Annotated in this window: 15 protein-coding genes; 9 read left to right on the forward strand and 6 right to left on the reverse strand. The window is 39.3% G+C overall.

Features of this window, described 5'->3' with window-relative positions; translation table 11 throughout:
- Positions 1-3: 3 nt before the first annotated feature.
- Together DXA54_RS04640 and DXA54_RS04650 are read right to left on the reverse strand one after the other, a co-directional pair.
- Entirely contained in the window at positions 4-1,080 is a 1,077-nt protein-coding gene (locus DXA54_RS04640) for a YhcG family protein (RefSeq protein WP_004316539.1), read from the reverse strand.
- 380 nt (positions 1,081-1,460) lie between these two features.
- The gene (locus tag DXA54_RS04650; protein ID WP_120079036.1) at positions 1,461-4,238 is read right to left on the reverse strand and encodes an AAA domain-containing protein; all 2,778 of its coding nucleotides are present in this window, start codon (positions 4,236-4,238) and stop codon (positions 1,461-1,463) included.
- A 249-nt stretch (positions 4,239-4,487) separates the two neighbouring features.
- Here DXA54_RS04650 and DXA54_RS04655 point away from each other — a divergent pair, with 249 nt between their 5' ends.
- Together DXA54_RS04655 and DXA54_RS04660 are read left to right on the forward strand one after the other, a co-directional pair.
- Positions 4,488-5,528 carry an alcohol dehydrogenase gene (locus tag DXA54_RS04655; RefSeq protein WP_371682931.1) on the forward strand — a complete coding sequence of 347 codons (1,041 nt, stop codon included), beginning with the start codon at positions 4,488-4,490 and terminating at the stop codon, positions 5,526-5,528.
- A gap of 15 nt (positions 5,529-5,543) precedes the next feature.
- Positions 5,544-6,020: a low molecular weight phosphatase family protein gene (locus DXA54_RS04660; protein WP_120079037.1), complete on the forward strand. Its 477-nt coding sequence runs from the start codon at positions 5,544-5,546 to the stop codon at positions 6,018-6,020.
- A gap of 11 nt (positions 6,021-6,031) precedes the next feature.
- Here DXA54_RS04660 and DXA54_RS04665 read toward each other — a convergent pair whose 3' ends face one another.
- Positions 6,032-6,874: a TrmH family RNA methyltransferase gene (locus DXA54_RS04665; protein ID WP_120079038.1), complete on the reverse strand. Its 843-nt coding sequence runs from the start codon at positions 6,872-6,874 to the stop codon at positions 6,032-6,034.
- Positions 6,875-7,556: 682 nt separating this feature from the next.
- Here DXA54_RS04665 and DXA54_RS28375 point away from each other — a divergent pair.
- From DXA54_RS28375 to DXA54_RS04680, 4 genes are all read left to right on the forward strand, one after another.
- Positions 7,557-7,703, forward strand: a complete 147-nt coding sequence (locus DXA54_RS28375) for a hypothetical protein (protein ID WP_207903489.1) — start codon at positions 7,557-7,559, stop codon at positions 7,701-7,703.
- A 327-nt stretch (positions 7,704-8,030) separates the two neighbouring features.
- Positions 8,031-8,996: a ComEC/Rec2 family competence protein gene (locus DXA54_RS04670; RefSeq protein WP_010992320.1), complete on the forward strand. Its 966-nt coding sequence runs from the start codon at positions 8,031-8,033 to the stop codon at positions 8,994-8,996.
- Positions 8,980-13,863 carry an NACHT domain-containing protein gene (locus DXA54_RS04675; RefSeq protein WP_010992321.1) on the forward strand — a complete coding sequence of 1,628 codons (4,884 nt, stop codon included), beginning with the start codon at positions 8,980-8,982 and terminating at the stop codon, positions 13,861-13,863. Before DXA54_RS04670 ends, DXA54_RS04675 begins: the two co-directional genes overlap by 17 nt.
- A gap of 39 nt (positions 13,864-13,902) precedes the next feature.
- Positions 13,903-14,238 (forward strand): hypothetical protein, encoded by a 336-nt coding sequence (locus tag DXA54_RS04680; RefSeq protein WP_010992322.1) that lies wholly within the window; start codon positions 13,903-13,905, stop codon positions 14,236-14,238.
- Positions 14,239-14,897: 659 nt separating this feature from the next.
- On the opposite strand, the gene DXA54_RS04690 is transcribed toward DXA54_RS04680, so the two are convergent.
- From DXA54_RS04690 to DXA54_RS04700, 3 genes are read right to left on the reverse strand one after another with little or no spacing between them, the layout of a single operon-like run.
- Entirely contained in the window at positions 14,898-15,665 is a 768-nt protein-coding gene (locus DXA54_RS04690) for a metallophosphoesterase (protein ID WP_010992324.1), read from the reverse strand.
- 13 nt (positions 15,666-15,678) lie between these two features.
- Positions 15,679-16,221 carry a hypothetical protein gene (locus DXA54_RS04695; RefSeq protein ID WP_010992325.1) on the reverse strand — a complete coding sequence of 181 codons (543 nt, stop codon included), beginning with the start codon at positions 16,219-16,221 and terminating at the stop codon, positions 15,679-15,681.
- A gap of 16 nt (positions 16,222-16,237) precedes the next feature.
- Positions 16,238-16,819: a metallophosphoesterase gene (locus DXA54_RS04700; RefSeq protein ID WP_010992326.1), complete on the reverse strand. Its 582-nt coding sequence runs from the start codon at positions 16,817-16,819 to the stop codon at positions 16,238-16,240.
- A 506-nt stretch (positions 16,820-17,325) separates the two neighbouring features.
- Here DXA54_RS04700 and DXA54_RS04705 point away from each other — a divergent pair.
- Genes DXA54_RS04705 through DXA54_RS04715 form a run of 3 tightly spaced genes read left to right on the forward strand, consistent with a single transcriptional unit; the run spans position 17,326 to position 21,615 of the window.
- A complete protein-coding gene (locus DXA54_RS04705; RefSeq protein WP_025819225.1) occupies positions 17,326-17,532 on the forward strand; it encodes a helix-turn-helix transcriptional regulator in 207 nt (68 codons plus the stop codon).
- Positions 17,533-17,536: 4 nt separating this feature from the next.
- Positions 17,537-20,809 (forward strand): helicase-related protein, encoded by a 3,273-nt coding sequence (locus DXA54_RS04710; RefSeq protein WP_010992328.1) that lies wholly within the window; start codon positions 17,537-17,539, stop codon positions 20,807-20,809.
- Positions 20,806-21,615: an abortive infection family protein gene (locus DXA54_RS04715; protein ID WP_041926181.1), complete on the forward strand. Its 810-nt coding sequence runs from the start codon at positions 20,806-20,808 to the stop codon at positions 21,613-21,615. Before DXA54_RS04710 ends, DXA54_RS04715 begins: the two co-directional genes overlap by 4 nt.

The following is a 21,615-nucleotide window of genomic DNA, read 5'->3' on the forward strand; positions in this document are numbered from 1 at the left end:
TTGTTAGTTATCTCTTAATTTAGCTTCTATCTCTTCAATGGTAGGCATGGTACCTTCCACTTTTTCGGGATAGAACTTCTCCAGATCATATTCGGAAATACCCAAAGGTTGGCTGCTCGACTCCAAAGCATACTGAGCTTGTATGCGGTCTTTCTCTTTGCAAATCAGTAAGCCGATGGTTGGGTTATCCCGTCCTTCCTTACGCAGCAAATGATTGCAAGCCACCACATATCCACCTAATTGACCGATGTCGGCAAAAGCAAATTTACCGATCTTTACCTCTACCACTACATAGCAGGAAAGCGAAAGATTATAAAAGAGCAAGTCGATAAAGTTTTCCGTTTCGCCTATTTCCAAACGATATTCTTTGCCCACATAAGCGAAACCTGTACCCAGTTCAATCAGGAATCGAGTAATGTTATTCAGTAGAGCATTTTTGAGCAATCGTTCATTGTAACGCCCAGTTATACCCGTGAAAGCAAAATTGTAGGGGTCTTTGGTCAACTCCTGTGCAAGGTCGCTCATCGCATCGGGCAATGTTTTTGTAAAGTTAGTCAGTGCCTTGCCCTGCCGCTCATAAAGGTCGGTGCTAATGAAATTGAGCAGCATACTACGACTCCAGCCGTTCTCCACCGTCTGGTGAACATAGAACAGAGCTTTGTCTATATCGTCTTTCACTTTATCCATTATCAAGCAATGGTGTCTCCATGGGACTTCAAATATTCCACCAACTTGGTGGAATAATTCCGTTTCATTTTTTCCACCAAGTTGGTGGAAAGTTTTCAGAGCATCCTTATATAACAAATAAAACTTCCTACAATAGTAGATATTGCTCTTTGACAAACCAGCTGCATTGGGTATAGCTTCACGTAAATCTTTGCTCAATTGAGTGATAACACTTTCGCCCCAGCGTTCTTCTACGTGCAATTCAACAATGTCACGACCTAAAAGCCAGTTGAATTTCAACTGTTCCACATTTACTTTCACCGCTGCCTTTATTTGGCTTTGACGATAGCGACCGCAAAGGTCTTTCACCCATTGCAGATATTCTTTATCAAGTATGTTTATTGACTTGTTCATTGTAATCTATAATACTTCAGTTGCGTTAATTTTTAGTTCTCCTGACATCAGCTTTGGGAGAAGTGTGTCGCGTAGAATTGTTAACCTAATACTTTCCTGATCATTTCTTAGTATTTGGTCGAAATACGGTTTATTTATCTGCCTATTTTGGTAAAACAGATGATTCTTATTGTTATGTGTATTGTATCTTATCTGCATTTTAATTAATGTATTAAAAGTAGAAAATAATTTCCATAGTGCTGTCGTACTTTAAATGAGAAGTAAATGTAGGCATTATTATTGATGTGATTGTTATAGTTGGAGTAAAATTTATTCTTTTGGTTGTTAGAATATGCAGAAACTCCTATTCTAACAAAAAAATATGATTTGCAATGAACATTCTAATGCAAGTTTAATACTTCACTTAACTTATCTCCAATAACTTTCTTCTCATTACTACCAATAGTAGACAATCTCACTAACGGAATTCCGTACAACTCTAAAATATGATTCTTTTTAATATCACGTTCTGACTGACTCGTCCCCGATTTGTGGAATGCATAACCATCCGTCTCAATAGCCAATACCGGTTGTTTACTCACACGATTATAAATTAGAAAATCAATATGAGTATTTATATTTGCAGCATATTTGCTTTCCTCTTCATTCAATAAAGAATAATCCTGAATCAACATATAGAGTGGTAAATGGCAAATGATATTCAAATGACGCATATTGATATTTTCTTTCAGGATATCTTCGAGTAAGGCAAATGTAAGATTCTCGGAATCGTATTCGGATATTTTCTTGTGTTTTTTCAAATAGGCAATTCGGGCATCTGTATATTGCTCATATAGATAATCGAATATAGAATGAATCTTACTGGTGGAAACTGTGCCATTGTTATATTCGATATAAGCGATCAAATCGCTGATATTGCAGTCTTTGGGTTGTTCGTTTCCCGATACGACTAAATAGAATTGTGACTTAGCCCGCGAAACAGCAACATTGAGCAGGTTTGGATCGTCGGAAAAGGAAGTAATGACATCGTCGACAGTGGTCATAATGATAGCATCCTTTTCTCTTCCCTGAAACTTATGGACTGTTGCGACATCAATATCCTCTCCAAGTGCGGATTTTACTGCATCTACTTGTTTGTTATATGGAGCTATGACGCCAATTTCATCTGTTTCATAAGATAGATTCGGTAGTACTTCCTCTTTGATAACATCTATTTCCCGTTGATTCATGTGACTGCGGGAGTGGTTACCTTTGGCTGTCCGTATGGCACAAATGATATCCTCTTCTCCTTTATCACGTGTCATGATGACGAGATCTCCACCGTAAAATTTCTGATTACAGAAGTTGATGATTCGAGGATGGCATCGATAATGTTCCCGTAACAAGGTCTGCGGTATATTCGGAATAACTTTGCAGATGGATTGCAAAAAACTCATATTGGCACAATCATATTCCGGCTTAATCAGGCACGCATTAGCGATAAAGTTTAGCTTTTCCTTATTTTCTTCCGTGACCACATTGGGAAGTTGCATGGTGTCACCGACAATGATTGCATTTTTAGCACATGACAAGGCTAAAGCTCCGGTCTCAACGGAAACCTGTGATGCTTCGTCCATAATGATATAATCATATACGGCATCTCGTTGCAGACTGCTTAATGATGAAAAGGTCGTACTTAAGATAATAGGGTATTCTTTCTGTACCTCTCGCCAATTATTTTTTAGATCAGGGAGCGTAAAGATGGGCTTGTCATGATTATTGCCATAGGTATGAAATAACTGATTCTTTAGATATTTCATTGATGTATCGGCCATTTGTCTAGCCATTTCTGCTGCATCTTTGTTGGCAAGCTCCTTTTCTAATGTGTCTATTTTGACTTCCAGTTCTGCGTACTTTGTTTGGTAGAATAAGATTTGGAAGTCGGCGATAATCAAACTCATCTCCCGTTTATAAAAAACTTTATCGGGGATTTTACAAATCGCTTTGCTCCTGAATTTAAAGAAGAACCATTTCAACCGTTGAATAAAAGCTGCTATTCCCCGAAGACTTGATGATTGCTCTTTTTCTGCAAATTGCTGACATTCATTCCATAAATTCAGAAGGTCTGCCGAACTGGAACTTTTCCGTTGTTGGAGAGTAAATTCTTTTGTTCCGAACTCTTGCAGATAATGTTGCCACTCTATTTTTAAAGCTTGTATTTCCTGTCTTGCCATGGCAAGGCGTTCCTGTTTGGAAAATATGCTTTTTAGTTCTTCTGTCTGATGATGTATCTGATTGAGAAATTGAGGTTGGTCGGCATCCGTATCATGCCATGACTCAAAGTGCTCCGGATATTGTTTTTCCTCTTCTTGAGTCTCGATGAATTTCTCTTTGTTAGCTGTGCTGCCAAGCAATGCAACAATGAATCCCATATCGTATTTGGATAACTTCTTAAGTACATTGACAATGGCGGAGTTATTATTAGATACTATCTGAACAGTCTTACCACGCACAAGGATATTGGCAATGATGTTCAGAATCGTTTGTGTCTTTCCGGTTCCTGGAGGTCCTTGCACAACACTGATTTGATTCTCAAAAGCTGCCTGGACTGCTTTTTGCTGGCTTGCATTACAACCGAAAGGAAAAATCAAGGTTGAGGCAGTCTGGGTCTGCATTTTATATTTTTGAGGATTCAGATATACAGCAATAGCTCTGTTGTTTGCGATGAAATGAATCTTTTCATATTGTTTTGCCAATAGCTTCGTTCCGTCATCGGCTTTCAATTCGTTCGCATCGGCAACTTTCTTCAAATATTCGAATATACTTTTCGAACGATTCTCTCCCAAGCATGATTCGATAATTTCTAAGTCCTTTTCTCTGTAATCATACTCTTTACCATTCTGAAAACAAATGTGCCAATAGTTGTGTGATCCGGCTTTAAAAATAGATAAGGCTTTAATGTTCGATAAAGCTCTTCCTTTACTGATTATTTGATAATTATTGGGGTCCGGTTTGTCCGGATCAGTCAGCCAAAGGACATTTTCTTCTTTATACGTATACGTACTAGGAACATTTCGGAATACTATCTTATAGCTGCCATCATAATTCTGGCAGCTTTCTATTTCGGGAGTCTTGATTTGACCTTTTATAATAATCAGATTTTCGGAAGTATCTATCATAGGCTTGTGTGTAAATATAATAAGTCGTGCTGCTGTTTTTATTTATTATTTAGAATATAAAAGTAAGAATATTTTCCAGAATATCAAAGTTGAAGTAGAAAAAACAGTGAATGACTTTATTCAGCTTTGTATTGTTATAAATATAGAGTGAGATTCGGTTTGGGAGTATTGAACGTGATAAAAGAGATTTGTTTTGCCAATGAAATCATTATCTTTGCAAGGTATATATTAATGAACAAGAAGGATATTATGCTTGCATACACATATATTGAACATGGAAAGTTTGAATTGCAGGAGAAAGCGAGACCGGAAATAAAGGATTCACGGGATGCAATCGTACGTGTAACACTTGGTAGCATCTGCACCAGTGATCTTCATATTAAACATGGCAGTGTGCCGCGTGCTGTGCCCGGAATAACAGTCGGGCATGAGATGGTAGGTGTGGTAGAACAAGTGGGGGCTGATGTCACTTCGGTGAAGCCTGGTGACAGGGTGACTGTGAATGTCGAAACTTTCTGCGGTGAGTGTTTTTTCTGTAAGCATGGATATGTGAATAACTGTACTGGTCCTAATGGCGGTTGGGCTTTAGGTTGCCGAATTGATGGCGGTCAGGCGGAATATGTCAGAGTTCCTTATGCGGATCAAGGTTTGAATCGTATTCCGGATACAGTGAGTGATGAACAAGCTTTGTTTGTCGGTGATGTGCTTGCAACAGGCTTTTGGGCAGCGCGTATCTCGGAAATAACCGCGGAAGATACTGTTCTTATCATCGGTGCCGGACCTACCGGGATTTGTACTTTGTTGTGTGTGATGCTGAAGAAGCCAAAACGCATTATTGTCTGTGAAAAGTCTCCTGAAAGAATTCGGTTTGTCTGTGAGCATTATCCTGATGTGTTGGTGACTGAACCGGAAAACTGCAAGGATTTTGTTCTCAAGAATAGTGACCATGGTGGTGCAGATGTCGTTTTGGAAGTGGCAGGGAGTGACGATTCCTTCCATTTGGCTTGGAATTGTGCCCGTCCTAATGCTATTGTCACGATTGTAGCCCTCTATGATAAACCACAACTTCTTCCTTTACCTGATATGTATGGCAAGAATTTGGTTTTTAAAACAGGTGGAGTGGATGGCTGCGATTGTAACGAGATTCTCAAGCTGATTGAGGAAGGTAAAATTGATACTACTCCTCTTATTACACATCGATTTCCGTTGAATGAGATTGAGGAGGCCTATCGTATCTTTGAAAACAAATTAGATGGAGTTATTAAAGTAGCTATATCAGGAAATAAATAAAAATAGAATTTGTGTATGAAGAATATACTGATAGTAAGTAATAATGATATGTGCCGCAGTCGTATGGCACAGGAAATTTTGAACTCCTTCGGTAGAGGGATGAAGGTTAGTACTGCCGGTATTTTGACTGGAAATTCTGTCCCTGACGTTGTTTGCCAAGTGATGGAACAAAATGGATATGATTTTTCGCGTAGAAAGCCCTGTGACGTTGCGACGTATGCCCAACAGACGTGGGATTATGTCATTACCCTTTGTCCGGAAGCGGAGGAAGTGCAAAAAGAAATGCAGGGGGTAGTGAGAAAATACGTTTCTTTCAACTTTACAGATCCCTTTCAGGGAGGAATTCATGTAGAAGATGAGCAGGAAGAACGGGTTAGGGCACTATATGACATCATGCATAAAGAACTGTATGAGTTCTTTCGAAGTGAATTGATGGAAAAGTTATTGCCTCGCTGTTCCTGTGGCGCAAATACGTATTGTAGGTGTGAATAGGAATTAAGTAATCATATATGTACATCATCTGGTAATGGTGGCAGAATTGCGTCATTTTGAACGCGAAGTTGCCAGAAAGCAATAGCGGATGCGGCGGCTACATTGAGAGAATCGACACCGTTTGCCATAGGAATGCGGACTACATAGTCCGCCTCATTGATTGTTTCGTTTTGAAGACCATCCCCCTCTGTTCCCATTACGATGGCTAACTTGGGTTCGGTTGCTAAGATAGGATTATCGATAGAGATTGATTTCTCCGTGAGTGCCATAGCGACTGTACGGAAACCCTGTTTACGCAACTCATTGGGAGAACCGTCCAACCAAGTCCATGGTATCAGGAAGACAGAACCCATCGAAACCCTGACTGCACGTCGGTTTAACGGATCACAAGAATTGCGTGTTAATAATATAGCATCTATTCCCAAGGCGGCTGCGGAACGGAAGATGGCTCCGATATTAGTAGCGTCTACCACGCCCTCAATGACTACGATCCGCCGGGCTTTCCGGCACACCTCATCCACACTTGGTAGTGTCCGACGACGCATGGCACAGAGGACACCGCGCGTCAGTGTATATCCGGTCAATGTGGCAAGTAACTTTCTTTCACCGGTATAGACAGGTATATCACCACAACGTTCAATGATGCCAGCGGCATCACCAGTGATATGCTTCTGTTCACACAAGAGGGCTAAAGGCTCATAACCAGCATTCAGAGCTACATGGATAACTTTGGGGCTTTCTGCAATAAGCAATCCCTTATCAGGCTCGATACGATTCCGTAATTGAGCTTCAGTGAGGGTACTGAATATTTCTACTCCGGAGTCTGTTAAGGATGATATTTCTATAATGGGCATAGTGATTTCTTTAAACGATCTATTTTATTGCAGCAATGATAGTATGCGCTTCTCACTTCCCGATGCAGCATATTATGCTAATTGACTGTCAATACTTTATGGCTTAAAAGGTAGAAGGCTCAAAAATTTACTTGTTTTTTGCCGAAAATCGAAGATTTAACACTTTTAACCTTAGTTTATCTTCAAACGAAGGGGAAAAGAGAAAAATAGCTCTCTTTTGCTCCGAAACCTCTGGTTCGCAAAGATAAGGCATATCGGTGATTATTTCGCCGATTGAGGCTGCAAAATCGGAGATGGATTTACGGATTTGCAGGTTGCTTTTGTGTCTTGATGAGGGGCGAATCTTGCTTCGCTTTTGAGTTAGGATTTCGGATTCTTTTGCAGCCAAAAGAGAAAATCGGTAGATATGGTTCGGCTCGGCTTTGGCGAAGCCATTTCTTTTTCTCCCTCTGTTAGCTTTACTTTAATGAACGTATATATGAATACGGAGATAAAGTAAAGTTGCTTTCGATACAATCACCATCTTTGACCGAATCAATTTAACAAACTGTATACCATCAAAAATACAAAGTTATCTAGAACAAAAATAGAAAAATAATTGGCTGAATGAGATGTAATCACTATTTTCGTAGTTAGTCTCGAAAGAGATAAAATATCTGGTTGGCCAGTTTCACTTGAAGATATGAGTTTAGATACGAAATTACTGATAGCTAAAGATTATGAGGAAGTAATCTGTGACGAGGATATTTCGAGGGTGGGTAAGACACATCGAAATCCAGCGTTGACAAGACTGACTCTTCATGCATACGCAAGAAACATCTGTACTTAAAAAAACATACATGCTTGCCGATGTCGCAGAGGAAATGAAAGGGCTATCTATGCCCACGTTTGATGATTATGGAGTGCATTGGAGAAATTTTTGTCATAGATGATATTGAAGCGTGGTCTTTGGCTATTCGCTCAAGGACTGTAATACGAACAGGAAAGAAATGTTGTTTCGTTGATTCTTCGATTAAGGCTTCGTGAACCAGATTCGCTAATTGCCCTCACAGGTGGAGAAATGGCATACACCCGCGAGGATGGAATGAAAATAATCCTAATAGATTGTTTGAGAGACTGATTACATTGTTATAAGTTAATAAAACATATATAGAAAATGGTCATAGAGATTCTTCAAGCAGGTACTGGTGATAGTATTTGGGTTAGTCACAATAAGAAGAATATTGTGATTGATGGTGGAAAATCTACAGCAGCTATTAGGGCCAAGTATAGCAAAATGCCACAGGATGAGATTATTGACCTGCTTGTGGTGACTCATATTGATTCTGACCACATAGCTGGTATCATAGCATTGGTTAAACACATGAAAGAAATTGGAGAGACACATAGGCTGAAACAAGTTTGGTTTAACTTTCCCAAGAAAGAAGAGACAGATGAATATTCTGTAGGCGAAGGAAATGAGTTAACGTCTCTTCTTCTTGAAATAGACGGATTGTTCTGGAATAATAATACTTCCGAGTTACTTGGTTCTACGATAGAGTTTGGCGACATAAAACTGCATGTATTAGCACCTGACCATGATGTTGCATATGAAAATAAGCCGAAAGAACCTGATGAGCTTGGAGTTCGTTCAGATGATTGGTATATTGATTTAAGGACCTTGATTGATAATGTTGATGATGACGATATAGATGAAGGAGGTACCAATAGTCAGTCAATTATAATTCTGGCTGAATGTGAAGGCAAGAAGTTATTGTTACCAGGTGACAGTACCCCTAAGAAACTATGTGATGCGCTTCAGTCTTATAATAAGACTAACGGTACACCTCTTGAATTGGATTTTATGAAACTTCCCCATCATGGGAGTACGCGAAATGTTACTAAAAACATCCTTAACGAGGTAACATGTTCAAACTTCATAATTTCGACAAAGAAGAATAATAAATATTATTTACCAAATAAAGAGACTATTGCCAAGCTTATTCGCTACAGAGACAGTGCAGATAAGGCAATCAACGTGTATTTTAACTATCAAGAATCTCTTGATGTACTTGGAATAACAGCAGAAGAGTTGACAGAAAATAATATTAATCTCAACGTTTGCAATGAATTCAACTTTTGACATACGCAGTAATTGTGTTAAGATAAAGGCTGACATCAAAGGAAGAGGACTCCAGTTTCGAGGAAGTGGAGTCCTATACCCATTAGATGGAGATGACGAGTATGATTATATCTTTACAGCTCAGCATATTTTTAAAGATACTAGAAAAAAGAAGTTGAATGCTGTTCTTGATAAGATAGGAACAATCGAAATAGAAGTATTTGAGGATGGCCATTTTGTAACCTATAAAACCATTACAAAAGACACTATCTCGAATTCTTTACTTCCTATTGGTGAAGATTTTCTTATCATTAAGATTGACAAGAGCGAAAAGCATTTTACTCCCTTCTTGTTGGCGGATGACCTCATTGAAGAAAAATCCATGCAACTATATGGGGTTTCAGGTGAGGCACAAGATATAATTACCAGACTGGACTGTAAATGTGTAGATAGCAAAGTAGATTTGGTTAATATCACTTCGCATGTAGACAAGATGGACAGTTTACATGGAATGTCTGGTGGTGGTGTTTTTGCCCAGAATCAACCATTGATGTATGGTGTACTATGGAAATATGCTGCGACGGAAGGTGAGTTTCACAATGTAAAGATTACACAGGTATTAGAAGAAAAGATAAAATCACAGTTAACGCTACGAAGATGGAAATCACTTAATTTCATCAAAATAACACAGTGTAAACAAGCAATGGATGTTGTTTACGGTAGCTTGTTCCGTGATGTCAATGATTCAATACTGGTTAACCGTAATAATACGCGGTTCCCTCTAGAGGCAAGATTTGTAATGCCTGACTTTATTGATGAAGTACAAAGCTTATATTCTGATGATCAAGTGAAACCAGAAGAGAAGTTTGTTCTGGCTGATCCGACAAATCTCTATATAAAAAGTAGTGAGATTCAAGAATATAGTGAGCAATATCTTAAAGAATTCTATAGCCAACTGAATAAAACGAGCAATAGAGAAATCAGAATCCCTGCATCAACCATATTGAATCCCAGCAGGAATATATTACTCATTGTGGGAGGTCCCGGCTCAGGCAAGTCTTCTTTGCTAAAGTATCTTACCTTACAACTACTAAAAGGAAAAATGGATATCTATGACGGCTACTTACCTGTATGGATGCCATTTTCATATATGGCAAGGAATTGCGATAGTGATATAAAGAGCATAGTTCGGGATTGGCTTCAAGAAAGTAAGTTATGGGAGAAAAACAGCCATTATCTGGAATATGCATTTGAGCAGCAAAAGATACTATTAATAGCTGATGGAATAGATGAATGGGGTGATGAGCCCTTACAAGCAGATAGAATTATTCGTAAAGTGAAGGCGGAGACAGAAGCTGGTAATTTACTAGCCATTTTTTCAAGTAGGGAATATGGCATTGCGAATATCAATTCTCCCTTCAGTACAAGCGACACATATACAATCGCACCATTGTCTGCGCTACAGCAGGATGAGCTTGTGAAGAAATGCGTTGATCATTATAATGGTCTGGTTCGCGAAACAAAGAGGACAGCAGAGTTCCTATCTGCTAAGTTGAGGTCGCTACATGACGTTGATCGTATGAAAGAGAACCCTATGCTGCTAACCATCCTTATTGGGCAATATCTACAGGGTAACGAACTTCCTCACAACAATATTGCAGCCATGGACTGTATAATGGAGCAATTGTTTGTTAAGCATCAGCAGTCACGCAAGTACCAGGCTTACGACTATTCTGGGTCATTTGACTACACAAGTAACAAAATGATGCTTGGAGTTCTGTCAAAAGAAATGTTTGACTATTACAATGATGGCAGCATGGATAAGACCCAGGCAGAAATACTGCTTAACCAATATCTGAATAGTCAGACATCAGGGCAGGAACTGAATAATGCGCGTATTGTTGATGATTTATTCAGGCATGATACACATCAACTGGGCGTTATAGAGGAAAGAATAGGCTCTCGCATCTCCTTTATCAATAGGCAACTACAGGAATTTATGACTGCCAAATACCTTTCGGTAGATATAGAGAGGGCTAAAGCGTTTATTCGAGATAATGTTTCGAATACCGGGCTACACCAAGTTGTTCTCTTTCTTTTCGAAATGATGCCAGCATCAGCTTTTGTAGGTTTGTACAATATCTTAAAACCTATAAGAACAAACGATTATAGGGATTATTATTTGTATAAGTTGAAATTAGAGGTTCTGGTAAGATCTGTGAAAGCACCCAAATATTTCTTACTCGAAGAAATTGAAGAATACATACAAAGGATTGAGTGGGAATCTGATTATGACTTCAAACATGATTTACTGGAAATCCTGCTCGATGGTTTGTATAATACCTCATTACAGGCTCGTATTGAAGACTTTATTTCCAGATATATCCCTTCGGCTTCCGTATATCATGACATTAGGTTATCTGGTTTGGCACAAGTGGCTAACTTGACGGAAGAAGATCGCCAGTTTGTTGTTTTGACTGTTATAAATGGTGATGTGAGCAACAAAATACTCGCATCTAAGGTAATTAGGAATCATATCGCTGGAGATGAGAAGTTGCTGGAGATGGTTAATTCATATATAGTACCATCAACATTGCCAGAAGTGGTAGCCTTCTTCATTAGAAGTGTTATTGTAGATGGGATAGATATAGATCAGGAAAACGAGCTAATACGGAAAGTTGTGGCAGGTGACATCTTTACTCACTTTTATCAAATGGAGTTTTCTTTATTTAAAGGTGAGCCCGTTTTATCTGATGGAATCCTTGAATTAGTTTCAGAACTACCATTTTCAATTCGAGAGGAGGCTAACCGGTTATTGCAGCAATATTTCCTACAAGACGATGCTGTCATGCAAAAGGCTTTAAAGTCGGTTAGCGCACCCTACAGAGAACAAGGTAGTATTAGCAAGGATATAGCCTGGAAATATCTATTGACATGTTGGATAAATCATCCAAATGTTATCAAGGCCATCAGGGAGGAACTTAATAAGGAATATTCTTTTAATTTTGGGAATGGATATGAATTGTGGGCGATTATTCAAAGACAAGAACTATCTTCTGATTTGCTTCAAGTTATAACCGAATGGGCTGTCAATAGGGACAAAAATCATTTTATGTGGGGTGCTGAGTCCCTCATTGTAAATACCATTGTTAACGATTCTCGAATTAAAGCTAAACTTCTTGAAGCATTAGAGGGGATGAAAAGTTATCAGCATATTGTTGTCCATCCTCTCATCCAAAACTGGGGACAAGATGCTGATGTTATCGAAAAACTTCAGCGATGTCTGGATGAGATGCCGTTAAACCAATCTTCGTGGATAGCAGGATATGCATATGAAATATACCAAGGCAATGACGAACGTATTAAGGCATATCTAGATAAATGTATCGATAATGCGAACAAGGATATAATGAAAGACCGTGCAGTGTCTGTGTATATAGAACATTACAAGGAGGAATTTGCAGAAAGGTACATACCACGGATACTCAATGGCGAAATCTCGATGAGTGACCATATCCTCGGTTCAAAATGGGGCATACTGGAAGCCATTATACAGAATTATTCTGAGCGTCAGGATGTCAAAGAGTACCTTCTGACTAATTATTCTGACGACTATAGATTTGCTGGTCAGATTATAGTAAAATATCATGGTTCTGAGTTAGCCTCTCGAATGCTTAAGAAGTGGTATCACATGGATACGCGTTTAAGACTCATGATGATACATAAGATTTCCAACCTGTCGAGTATGGACGAGCATTTAGAGGGAATGTTACACCTATTCAAACAGGAAGGGAATGCCTATGTCCTTTGTGATATGGTCTTATGTCTAGTTGTTCATTTGAAAAGGACGGGGAGGGATACAGACGTATTCAAAGTTACCGAGGAGGTGTTCGATACGGCTCAGGTGACAACAGAATACACATACAAAATGCGATTCTGTATATATCTAATGTATCATAAGCTTGATGAATATGTGCAGTTAAACTTGAGTTCTGGTGGTAAAGAGTATGAATTTTCCCAGATGCACATTTTCTACAATGATAGTCCATATATTGAGAAAACAATCGTTGATGAGGCTGATTATTTACTTGCCGATGATATGGCTAATTTAAAGAAAATTGTTAAGGAAGACAAGTGTATCTATTCCTATGTTGTTTTCTTCTCAAAATATATTAACACAACATCAGACGCGGCTCGAATCATTGTAAAGTATCTTAATGAAAATAGAGATAATATTGACGATGCAAATATTCTGCTGTTCTTAATGAAAGTGGGAAACCAGAAACAGTTATTGAAAGAATTGGTTATAGCCAATATAGATAATACGAATAGCGAAATGTCTGCGACATTGGCTCAAATCATTGTCACTGAATTTGATAAAGATGAAGATATAAAACAGCTTCTGAAGCTGGAAGAGTGGAAATGGCATGATGATTCCTTTAATAGAATATCAATTAATTGTTCACTCAACACTAACGTGGAAAATTTGAAAGAGATTTATAGCGAGTTAAAAGAGAACAAGTATGAATTGACTAATTGTTATGCCTCATACAACTTCATATTCTCAATGATGGATGATAACAAAGTTGTGGAGAACCTGAAATACTACTTGACCAAACTTCAAGAGACTTTTGTCTATCGAATGATTGTTACCCCCTTGACCATGAGGTTGAAACGAGATAAAGCAACGGCTGATAAACTATATGAAGAACTATTACAGACTGAAGATCCAAGAATCAGAGTGGGCTTCTATTCAGTTCTTTCATCAGCAGGTGTTAAATCGGTAGAACTAAGGGGTTGGAGAGAACATCAATATCAGCATCTTGATGAATATGGACATGATATTGTGTTGAATAGAGATAGGAAGTTGATTGTGATTGTACAATGACAATGACTTAAGATTAGGTATATAAAATATTTTCTTTGTATGATAGCACAAAATCAATTGAAAAAGCCAAGTAACTGGCAAGACTTTGAAAAACTCTGCAAATTATTGTGGGGTGAAATATGGACTTGTGAAGATACAATAAAACGACATGGTTGCCAAGGGCGAAATCAGCATGGTGTTGGTGTATTTTCATATGTTGAAAAATATGGCGGATATTGTGATATTCAATGCAAAGGTAAGGATGACTATGCGAATGCTCAGTTAACAGAAGGTGAGATTGATACAGAAATAGAAAAGGCACTAGGCTTCGAGCCCGAATTAAAGTTGTTGATTTTTGCAACTACTGCGAATAAAGATGCCTATGCTGTATTATAGTGGTTGATTATAATGGCTTATTATCAGTGTTTTATGACTTAAGATATACTGCTCAAAAATCGAAGATTTAACACTTTTCTTCGTTGCCTATCTCAAAACAGAGGGAAAATGGGGAAAATCGTTCTCTTTTGCCCCGAAATCTCCGCTTCGCAAAGATAAGGCATCTCGGGGATAATTTCGCCGATTACGTCTGCAAAATGGAAGGCTGGTTTACGGATTTTCGGGTTGCCTTTTGTGGCTTGGCAAGGGGCGAGTCTTGCTTTGCTTTTGAGGTAGGAGTTGGGATTGTTTTGCAGCCCCCAAAAGAAAGTCGGTAGATATGATTCAGTCTGGCTTTGGCGAAGCCATCTCTTTTTCTCCCTCTGTTAGGTTTACTTTAATGCACGTATATATGAATACGGAGATAAAGTAAAGTTGGTTTCGGTGATTTATACTGTGATTCGCTTGAAAAGATGTCGTGTAATGGGGATGATTCGTTGGAAAAGGTGTAACGAATTCGGTTTATTCGCTTGAAAAAGTGTAGAACTACTGTATTATACTTGCATTCAACAGAAAAACATTAAGCCACAATATATCATATAATATATGAACACGTGCTTTTTTGTTCACTATATGATATATTGAGGCTTTAAAGTGTATTACCGGCGAACCTATGCCTTTCACAAGACAAGGCACTTGTCCGGAGCAAAACCATTGGCGATATGTTCATTTTGGAAAACATATCCCATCTGATTGCAAACGACCTTTGTTCCGTTTATCTCAGCATCAATGTTGGTATGTGAATGCCCATAAACCCATGCGTCAATGCGACTGTCGGCAATAAGCCCACTCAGTTCAGTTGCAAATGCACTATTCAGCACTGAACCTTTATGGTGAGGGGCGACGGCCTCCAATGTGGGAAGATGATGTGTTACTACCACAATGTGCTTTGCGGTGCTTTCAGTTAGACTATGCTTGATGAAATCCAAGCAGAATTCATGCATCTGATTAAACTCCTCAGTTTGGAGTAATTTGCCATTATACATTATTTGCCGAAAGTCGTTCATGCCTTTCCATATAAAATACTCGTCAGAAGGAGAAATCTGAGACCACAAAGTGCTCATGATAAAATCAGTATCATCAATCTTTACTACTTGATTCTGGTAATATCCTACATTCTTCTTGAACATCCAATTCCATTGTAGTCCCTTATCCATCACATCACAATAATTGTAATACTCATGGTTTCCGGGCACAATGAGCACTTGCCGATAATTTACAGCTGCCCATTTCCAAAAATAGCTCAAAGGTGCAACCTTGTTTTTCAAATAGAATATATCTCCGGCAAGAACCAGAACATCGCCAGTTACAGGTAATTCATTATGTTTCATCCACCTGCTGTTATCGCTGAATTCCAAATGCAGGTCGCTCATATATTGTATCTTCATAATCTTTTGTTTATTAATATTTTGTATAAATCAGTTCATAATTCTTTGAATTCGATTCATTGCCAATAATACCCTCCAAGAAAGAAAATTTATTATACAGGAATTGGTAGTGTTCAAGTTCTTCTTCCTCAAAGTCTATGTTCTCATAGCAGTTGTCTATCTCCTTGTTGATTTTATCGTACAAATCGACGGTCGTTTTGGCTATTCGTACTTCCAACTTGGCAATATCTTCTTTATTCTTAGCAATAGCCTTTTTACAATGTTCGATTTCTTCTTTGTAAAAGCATAAAACCTCCTCAAGAAGGACGTTTGTCAGCACACTTGGAGATGGACTACATGGAAGCACAGTCAATTCACGACTTGGGGTAGTAGTAAGATAAAACAATTTACACCCCAAAGACTTTGCAACCTGTTTGTTATATTCATCTATTTCGCGAATGACTTTCATCAAATCTTCTTTAGATTGACTTTGGCATTCTTCATGAGACGGATGCTCTTTCTTTTTCAACAAAGGCATATCTTTGTGTCTTAAATAGACCGTTGTATATTCACTCATACATAACCCTCCTTTTTTATTTCTTATGAAATTGCTCTACTTGTTTTTCAATCATCCTTTTTACCTGTTCAAATGATATGGGTGTAAAGTTATTGTTATCAACCCCTACATCGTATTGCATCGGATAGAGATACTGAAGCCTGGCTGCATCTATACCGGTGTTGTTCTTCCTTGTGTGAACGTGCCCGAATAGTTGCCACACATCTTTATATCCACCATCAAAACATAGAAAAGGATAATGGTTCAAATATATCCTCTGCTTGCCGACCTCTATGTGCATCTGCATTGCCACATGTTCAAATCTGTCAATGTAGCCTTGGCGTATATTCTTCAAATCGTGGTTGCCCATAATCAGATATATCTTGCCGTTCAGCCTGTCAAGCATTTTAGTCCATTCAGCCGAACCGCCAAGACAGAAATCACCTAAGTGAAAAACAATATCATACTGTCCGACAGTATTATTCCAATTGGATATGATTGTTTCATTCATCATTTCCACATCCTTAAACGGCCTGTTGCAGAAACGAATGATATTCCCATGATAAAAATGGGTATCAGATGTAAAGAACACCTTGCTGCCATCAAATTTATAGTTCATTTCTTCTCAATTTATGTGCATCACTGCACGTTAATAATCTGGTTACCAACAGCCCATCAGACGGAAATGGCAGAAGAGCATCATAAAGGCGACTGTCACAAATGGGCATACAAACAAAATAGTTGGAAAGTTTGGTAAGGACTCTCCAACTATTCAGTTTCTATTCTCTCAAAGTACAATAATGTACTCGCTATGTTCGTTGGAAAGTATTTACTAAACGAGGTTCAATACGTGAAACATGAACACTCGACACAAATTCAGTGCGTTTATTGCTCTGAATTGCGGTTGTTATAGATAATATGTTCATTCTGTTTCTTTGCATTGTTAATATTTATATTGTCTCAAAAGCAATGCAAAATTAGCAAATAAATCCCATTCTCACATCACCTTTCATTAAATTCTTTTGCCATAATACTATGATATAGGATTTTATTTCTTCGATCATGCTCGCGAACCAAATAAAATATGTAATTTTGCATTTGACGCAATCTATAATTGAATACAGTATGGCGAATTTGAATTGTATAAAGGCTGTTTTAGCTGAAAAGGGGATTATGAGTAAGTGGCTTGCTAAAACTTTGAAGAAAGATCCGGCAACGGTATCAAAGTGGTGCAACAATCATTCACAACCCGATTTATACACATTGGCACGAATAGCAGAAGTTTTGGATGTGGATATACACAAATTAATTTGTCATACAAAAGAAGAATAGAGGAATGGAACAACCTAAGTTGATAAACAACATAAGTGAGCGTGTTGTGGATGACCTCAAGGGACGGTTATCCAAAGGTGCTTGTGTGTCTATTGCTGCGGCTTCATTCTCCATTTATGCCTACGAAGCATTGAAAGAAGAACTGGAGCAGGTGGAGCAATTGCGTTTCATTTTCACGTCTCCTACTTTCATCAAGGACAAATCAAAGAAAGAGAAACGAGAGTTTTTCATCCCTAAACTTAACCGAGAGCGCAATTTGTATGGTACGGACTTTGAAATTCGTCTGCGCAACCAGTTGTCACAGAAAGCCATTGCCAAAGAATGTGCCGACTGGATTCGCAGAAAAGTGCAATTCCGTTCCAATGCTTCGCAAGAACAGATGGGTGGATTTATGCACATCAACAATGACACCCAGCAGGTTTATATTCCATTCAATGAGTTTACCACCACACAGTTGGGATGTGAGCGTGGTGCTAATGTATATAATGTAGTCAATGTATTGCCTTCACCAACAGCAAGTGCCTACTTGGATATTTTCAATGAGCAGTGGAACAATGATGAGAAGTTTGAGGATGTAACGAAGCGTATATTGGAGTACATAGACACTGTATATCAGGAAAATGCTCCAGAATACATCTACTTCATCGCACTTTATAATATTTTCAACGAGTTCTTGGAAGACATCAGCGAAGATGTGTTACCCAATGAGCGCACGGGCTTCAAGACCAGTGTCATTTGGAATAAGCTTTACAACTTTCAACGTGATGCTGCGCTGGCTATCATCAACAAGTTGGAAAAATACAATGGTTGCATCCTTGCCGATTCAGTAGGTCTTGGCAAGACCTTTACGGCATTGGCGGTTATCAAGTATTACGAGAACCGTAATAAGTCGGTGCTTGTACTTTGCCCTAAAAAACTGAATGACAACTGGCAGACTTTCCGTGCCAATTACAAAAACAACCCCGTAGCTGCCGATCGGCTAAGGTATGACATCCTCTTCCACTCCGACCTTTCACGCGACCGTGGTTTGAGTAATGGCCTCGACTTGGAGCATGTGAATTGGGGAAACTATGATTTGATTGTAATTGACGAAAGCCACAACTTCCGCAATGGTGGTAATGTGGACGAAGAGGATGAAGCGGATTTTGATACGCTCGTAGAAACAGACCGCCACAAGGAGAACCGTTATCAGCGATTGATGCGATGTGTCATCCGTCAGGGTGTGAAAACGAAAGTACTCATGCTGTCAGCAACTCCTGTCAACAACCGATTCGGCGATTTGAAGAACCAGTTACAACTGGCATACGAGGGGCGTGTGGAGAATATCAACGAAGCCCTCGAACTAGACCGCAACATTGACGACATATTCAAGTCTGCTCAGACTGCCTATAATCGTTGGGCTAAGTTGGAGCCAAGCGAACGGACTACGGAACGATTGCTGTCAAGTCTTCAGTTTGACTTTTTTCAGATGCTCGATGCCGTGACCATCGCACGTAGTCGTAGTCATATCATCAAGTATTACGACACGAAAGATATTGGCGAGTTTCCTAAGCGGCTTGCCCCTTTGTCTCGTCGTCCGCGTTTGACGGACTTGGGCGATGCCATCAATTTCAAGGATATTGCCGAGCAACTCAATGCTCTAAATCTTTCCATATACACCCCTTCGCTTTATCTCTTCGATTGTGCCCGTAGTGGTTACAGTATCGACTACGATGGTGAAGGTCTGTCTATTGACGGTCGTGAGAAAGGCTTGCGCAAGCTCATGGCCACCAACCTGTTGAAACGTCTAGAAAGTTCGGTCAATTCTTTCCGACTGACGCTTAACCGCATCCATGAGTACATTCGGCAGACAATGGAACTGATAGATGTATACGACAAGAAACATTCCGGTGCAACCATTGATGTATCTTCTTTCACTGATGATATGGACTCATCCGAAGGCGACACCGACCCATTTGCCACCAAGAAGTCGAAGATTTCATTGGCTGACATGGACTATGTGAGTTGGCGACGCGATCTTGAAGCCGATTTTGAACGGTTAGACCTGCTCTTGCTGATGTTGAAGGACATTACGCCCGAACACGACAGTAAGTTGCAGATGCTTATCGAGGATTTGAAACATAAGTTCCGCAACCCGATAAACGGAGGTAACAAGAAAGTGCTTATATTTACGGCATTTGCCGACACAGCCAATTATCTCTATGAGCAGTTATCCACGAAGATAAAGGAAACCTGCGGACTTGATACGGCTCTTATCACCGGCTCTACCGATGGAAGATGCACATTGCCGAAGTTTCCTATGTCGTTCAATAATGTGCTGACTTATTTTTCACCTTTGTCGAAAGACCGTTCAGCCCTCTTTCCCAATGCCACGGGTGAGATTGATGTACTTATAGCTACTGATTGTATCAGCGAAGGCCAAAATTTACAGGATTGCGACTACCTCATCAATTATGACATTCATTGGAATCCCGTACGCATCATCCAGCGTTTCGGGCGTATCGACCGTATCGGTAGCCGGAACAAACAAATCCAGCTTGTCAACTACTGGCCGGATATGGAACTTGACGACTATATTCAGCTCAAAGGACGTGTCGAAAGCCGAATGAAAGCCACCATCCTTACCGCAGCAGGTACTGGCAATCCGCTTTCTATGGGCGAAGAAGCCGATTTGGAATATCGCCTTGGACAATTAAAAAAGTTGCAGAATGAAGTGGTCGACATAGAAGATATGGACACCGGTATCAATATCATGGATTTGGGATTGAACGAGTTTCGGCTTGACCTCCTGCAATATGTCAAGGAACATCCGGATATTGAACATGCACCTTTCGGATTGAATGCGGTGGTAGCCGGTTCCGAATTGGCGAAACCGGGCGTGATGTTTGTGTTGAAGAATCGCAACAATGCCGTTAATATTGACCGTAAGAATCAACTGCATCCTTTCTACATGGTCTATCTGGCAGACGATGGAGAGGTTATTTGCGACCATCTGCACCCTAAACAACTGCTCGACATCATGCGTGCGCTGTGTAAGAACCAAAATGACTATGACCGTGTGCTCTGTGCTGCGGTCAACCGTGAAACGCAAGACGGCCGCCGCATGACCAAGTACAACACGTTGCTCCAAACAGCTATTGACAGCATCGTAAGCATTAAGGAAGAGACAGACATTGAGAGCCTTTTCTCTGTGGGTGAGACAACAGCCTTGCATGGAGAAATTAAAGGTTTGGACGACTTTGAGTTGATAACCTTCTTAATAATTAAAGAGAAATGAAATTATCTGATATAGAAATAGGTACTATGGTCAACTTCTTAAATGAAGGTGGTTATGTCCTGGACTTTAGTACAGCTGATTTTGATGCTTTTACCTATAAAAGCATAGGTGTTCCGCTTTGTGAAACATATAGACTTTCAAAGGGCAAATCTCTGATAGCATATATCAATGATACAAAATACGAAGATAAAATAAAGCTACTTAGCGATTTAATCAGATATTACGAACTTTCTTCAATGAAGGAACATGATGAAGAAAATCGTAAAAGCCGTGCGGTTGCTTACAAAAAATGCCGTAGCATACTTGATAAAGCAGGTGGTACAATGGTTATGACCGCTACGGCTGAAACTTTAAAAGAAGCTTTTGACAGCGATTACATATCAGCCCAAATTGATTTAATGCTCAATCTGAAGGACGGAAATCCAACAGAAGCAATTGGTAAGGCTAAAGAACTAATTGAAAGTTGTTGTAAAACAATACTTGAATTTGAAGGCTGTACTGTAGATAAAGATTGGGAAGTTCCACGTCTTGTTGATGAAACTTTCAAACATTTTCATCTGATGCCTAAAAACATCTCTGATGATGTTAAAGGAGCTAAGTCTATAAAGGCTATTCTCGGTAATCTTAAAGCTATTGCACAAGGCGTTGCAGAACTGAGAAATCTGTATGGTAGCGGACATGGCAAGTCCAGTTCATATAAAGGGCTTGAATCTCGTCATGCTAGTTTAGCGATTGGAAGTAGTACAACTCTCGTGCGCTTTTTATGGGATTCGTATGAACGGCATCATAATAATGAGGTTAATTAG

Origin of the sequence: Bacteroides sp. OF03-11BH (genome assembly GCF_003604005.1) — a bacterium.
Classification (GTDB): Bacteria; Bacteroidota; Bacteroidia; order Bacteroidales; family Bacteroidaceae; genus Bacteroides; species Bacteroides ovatus.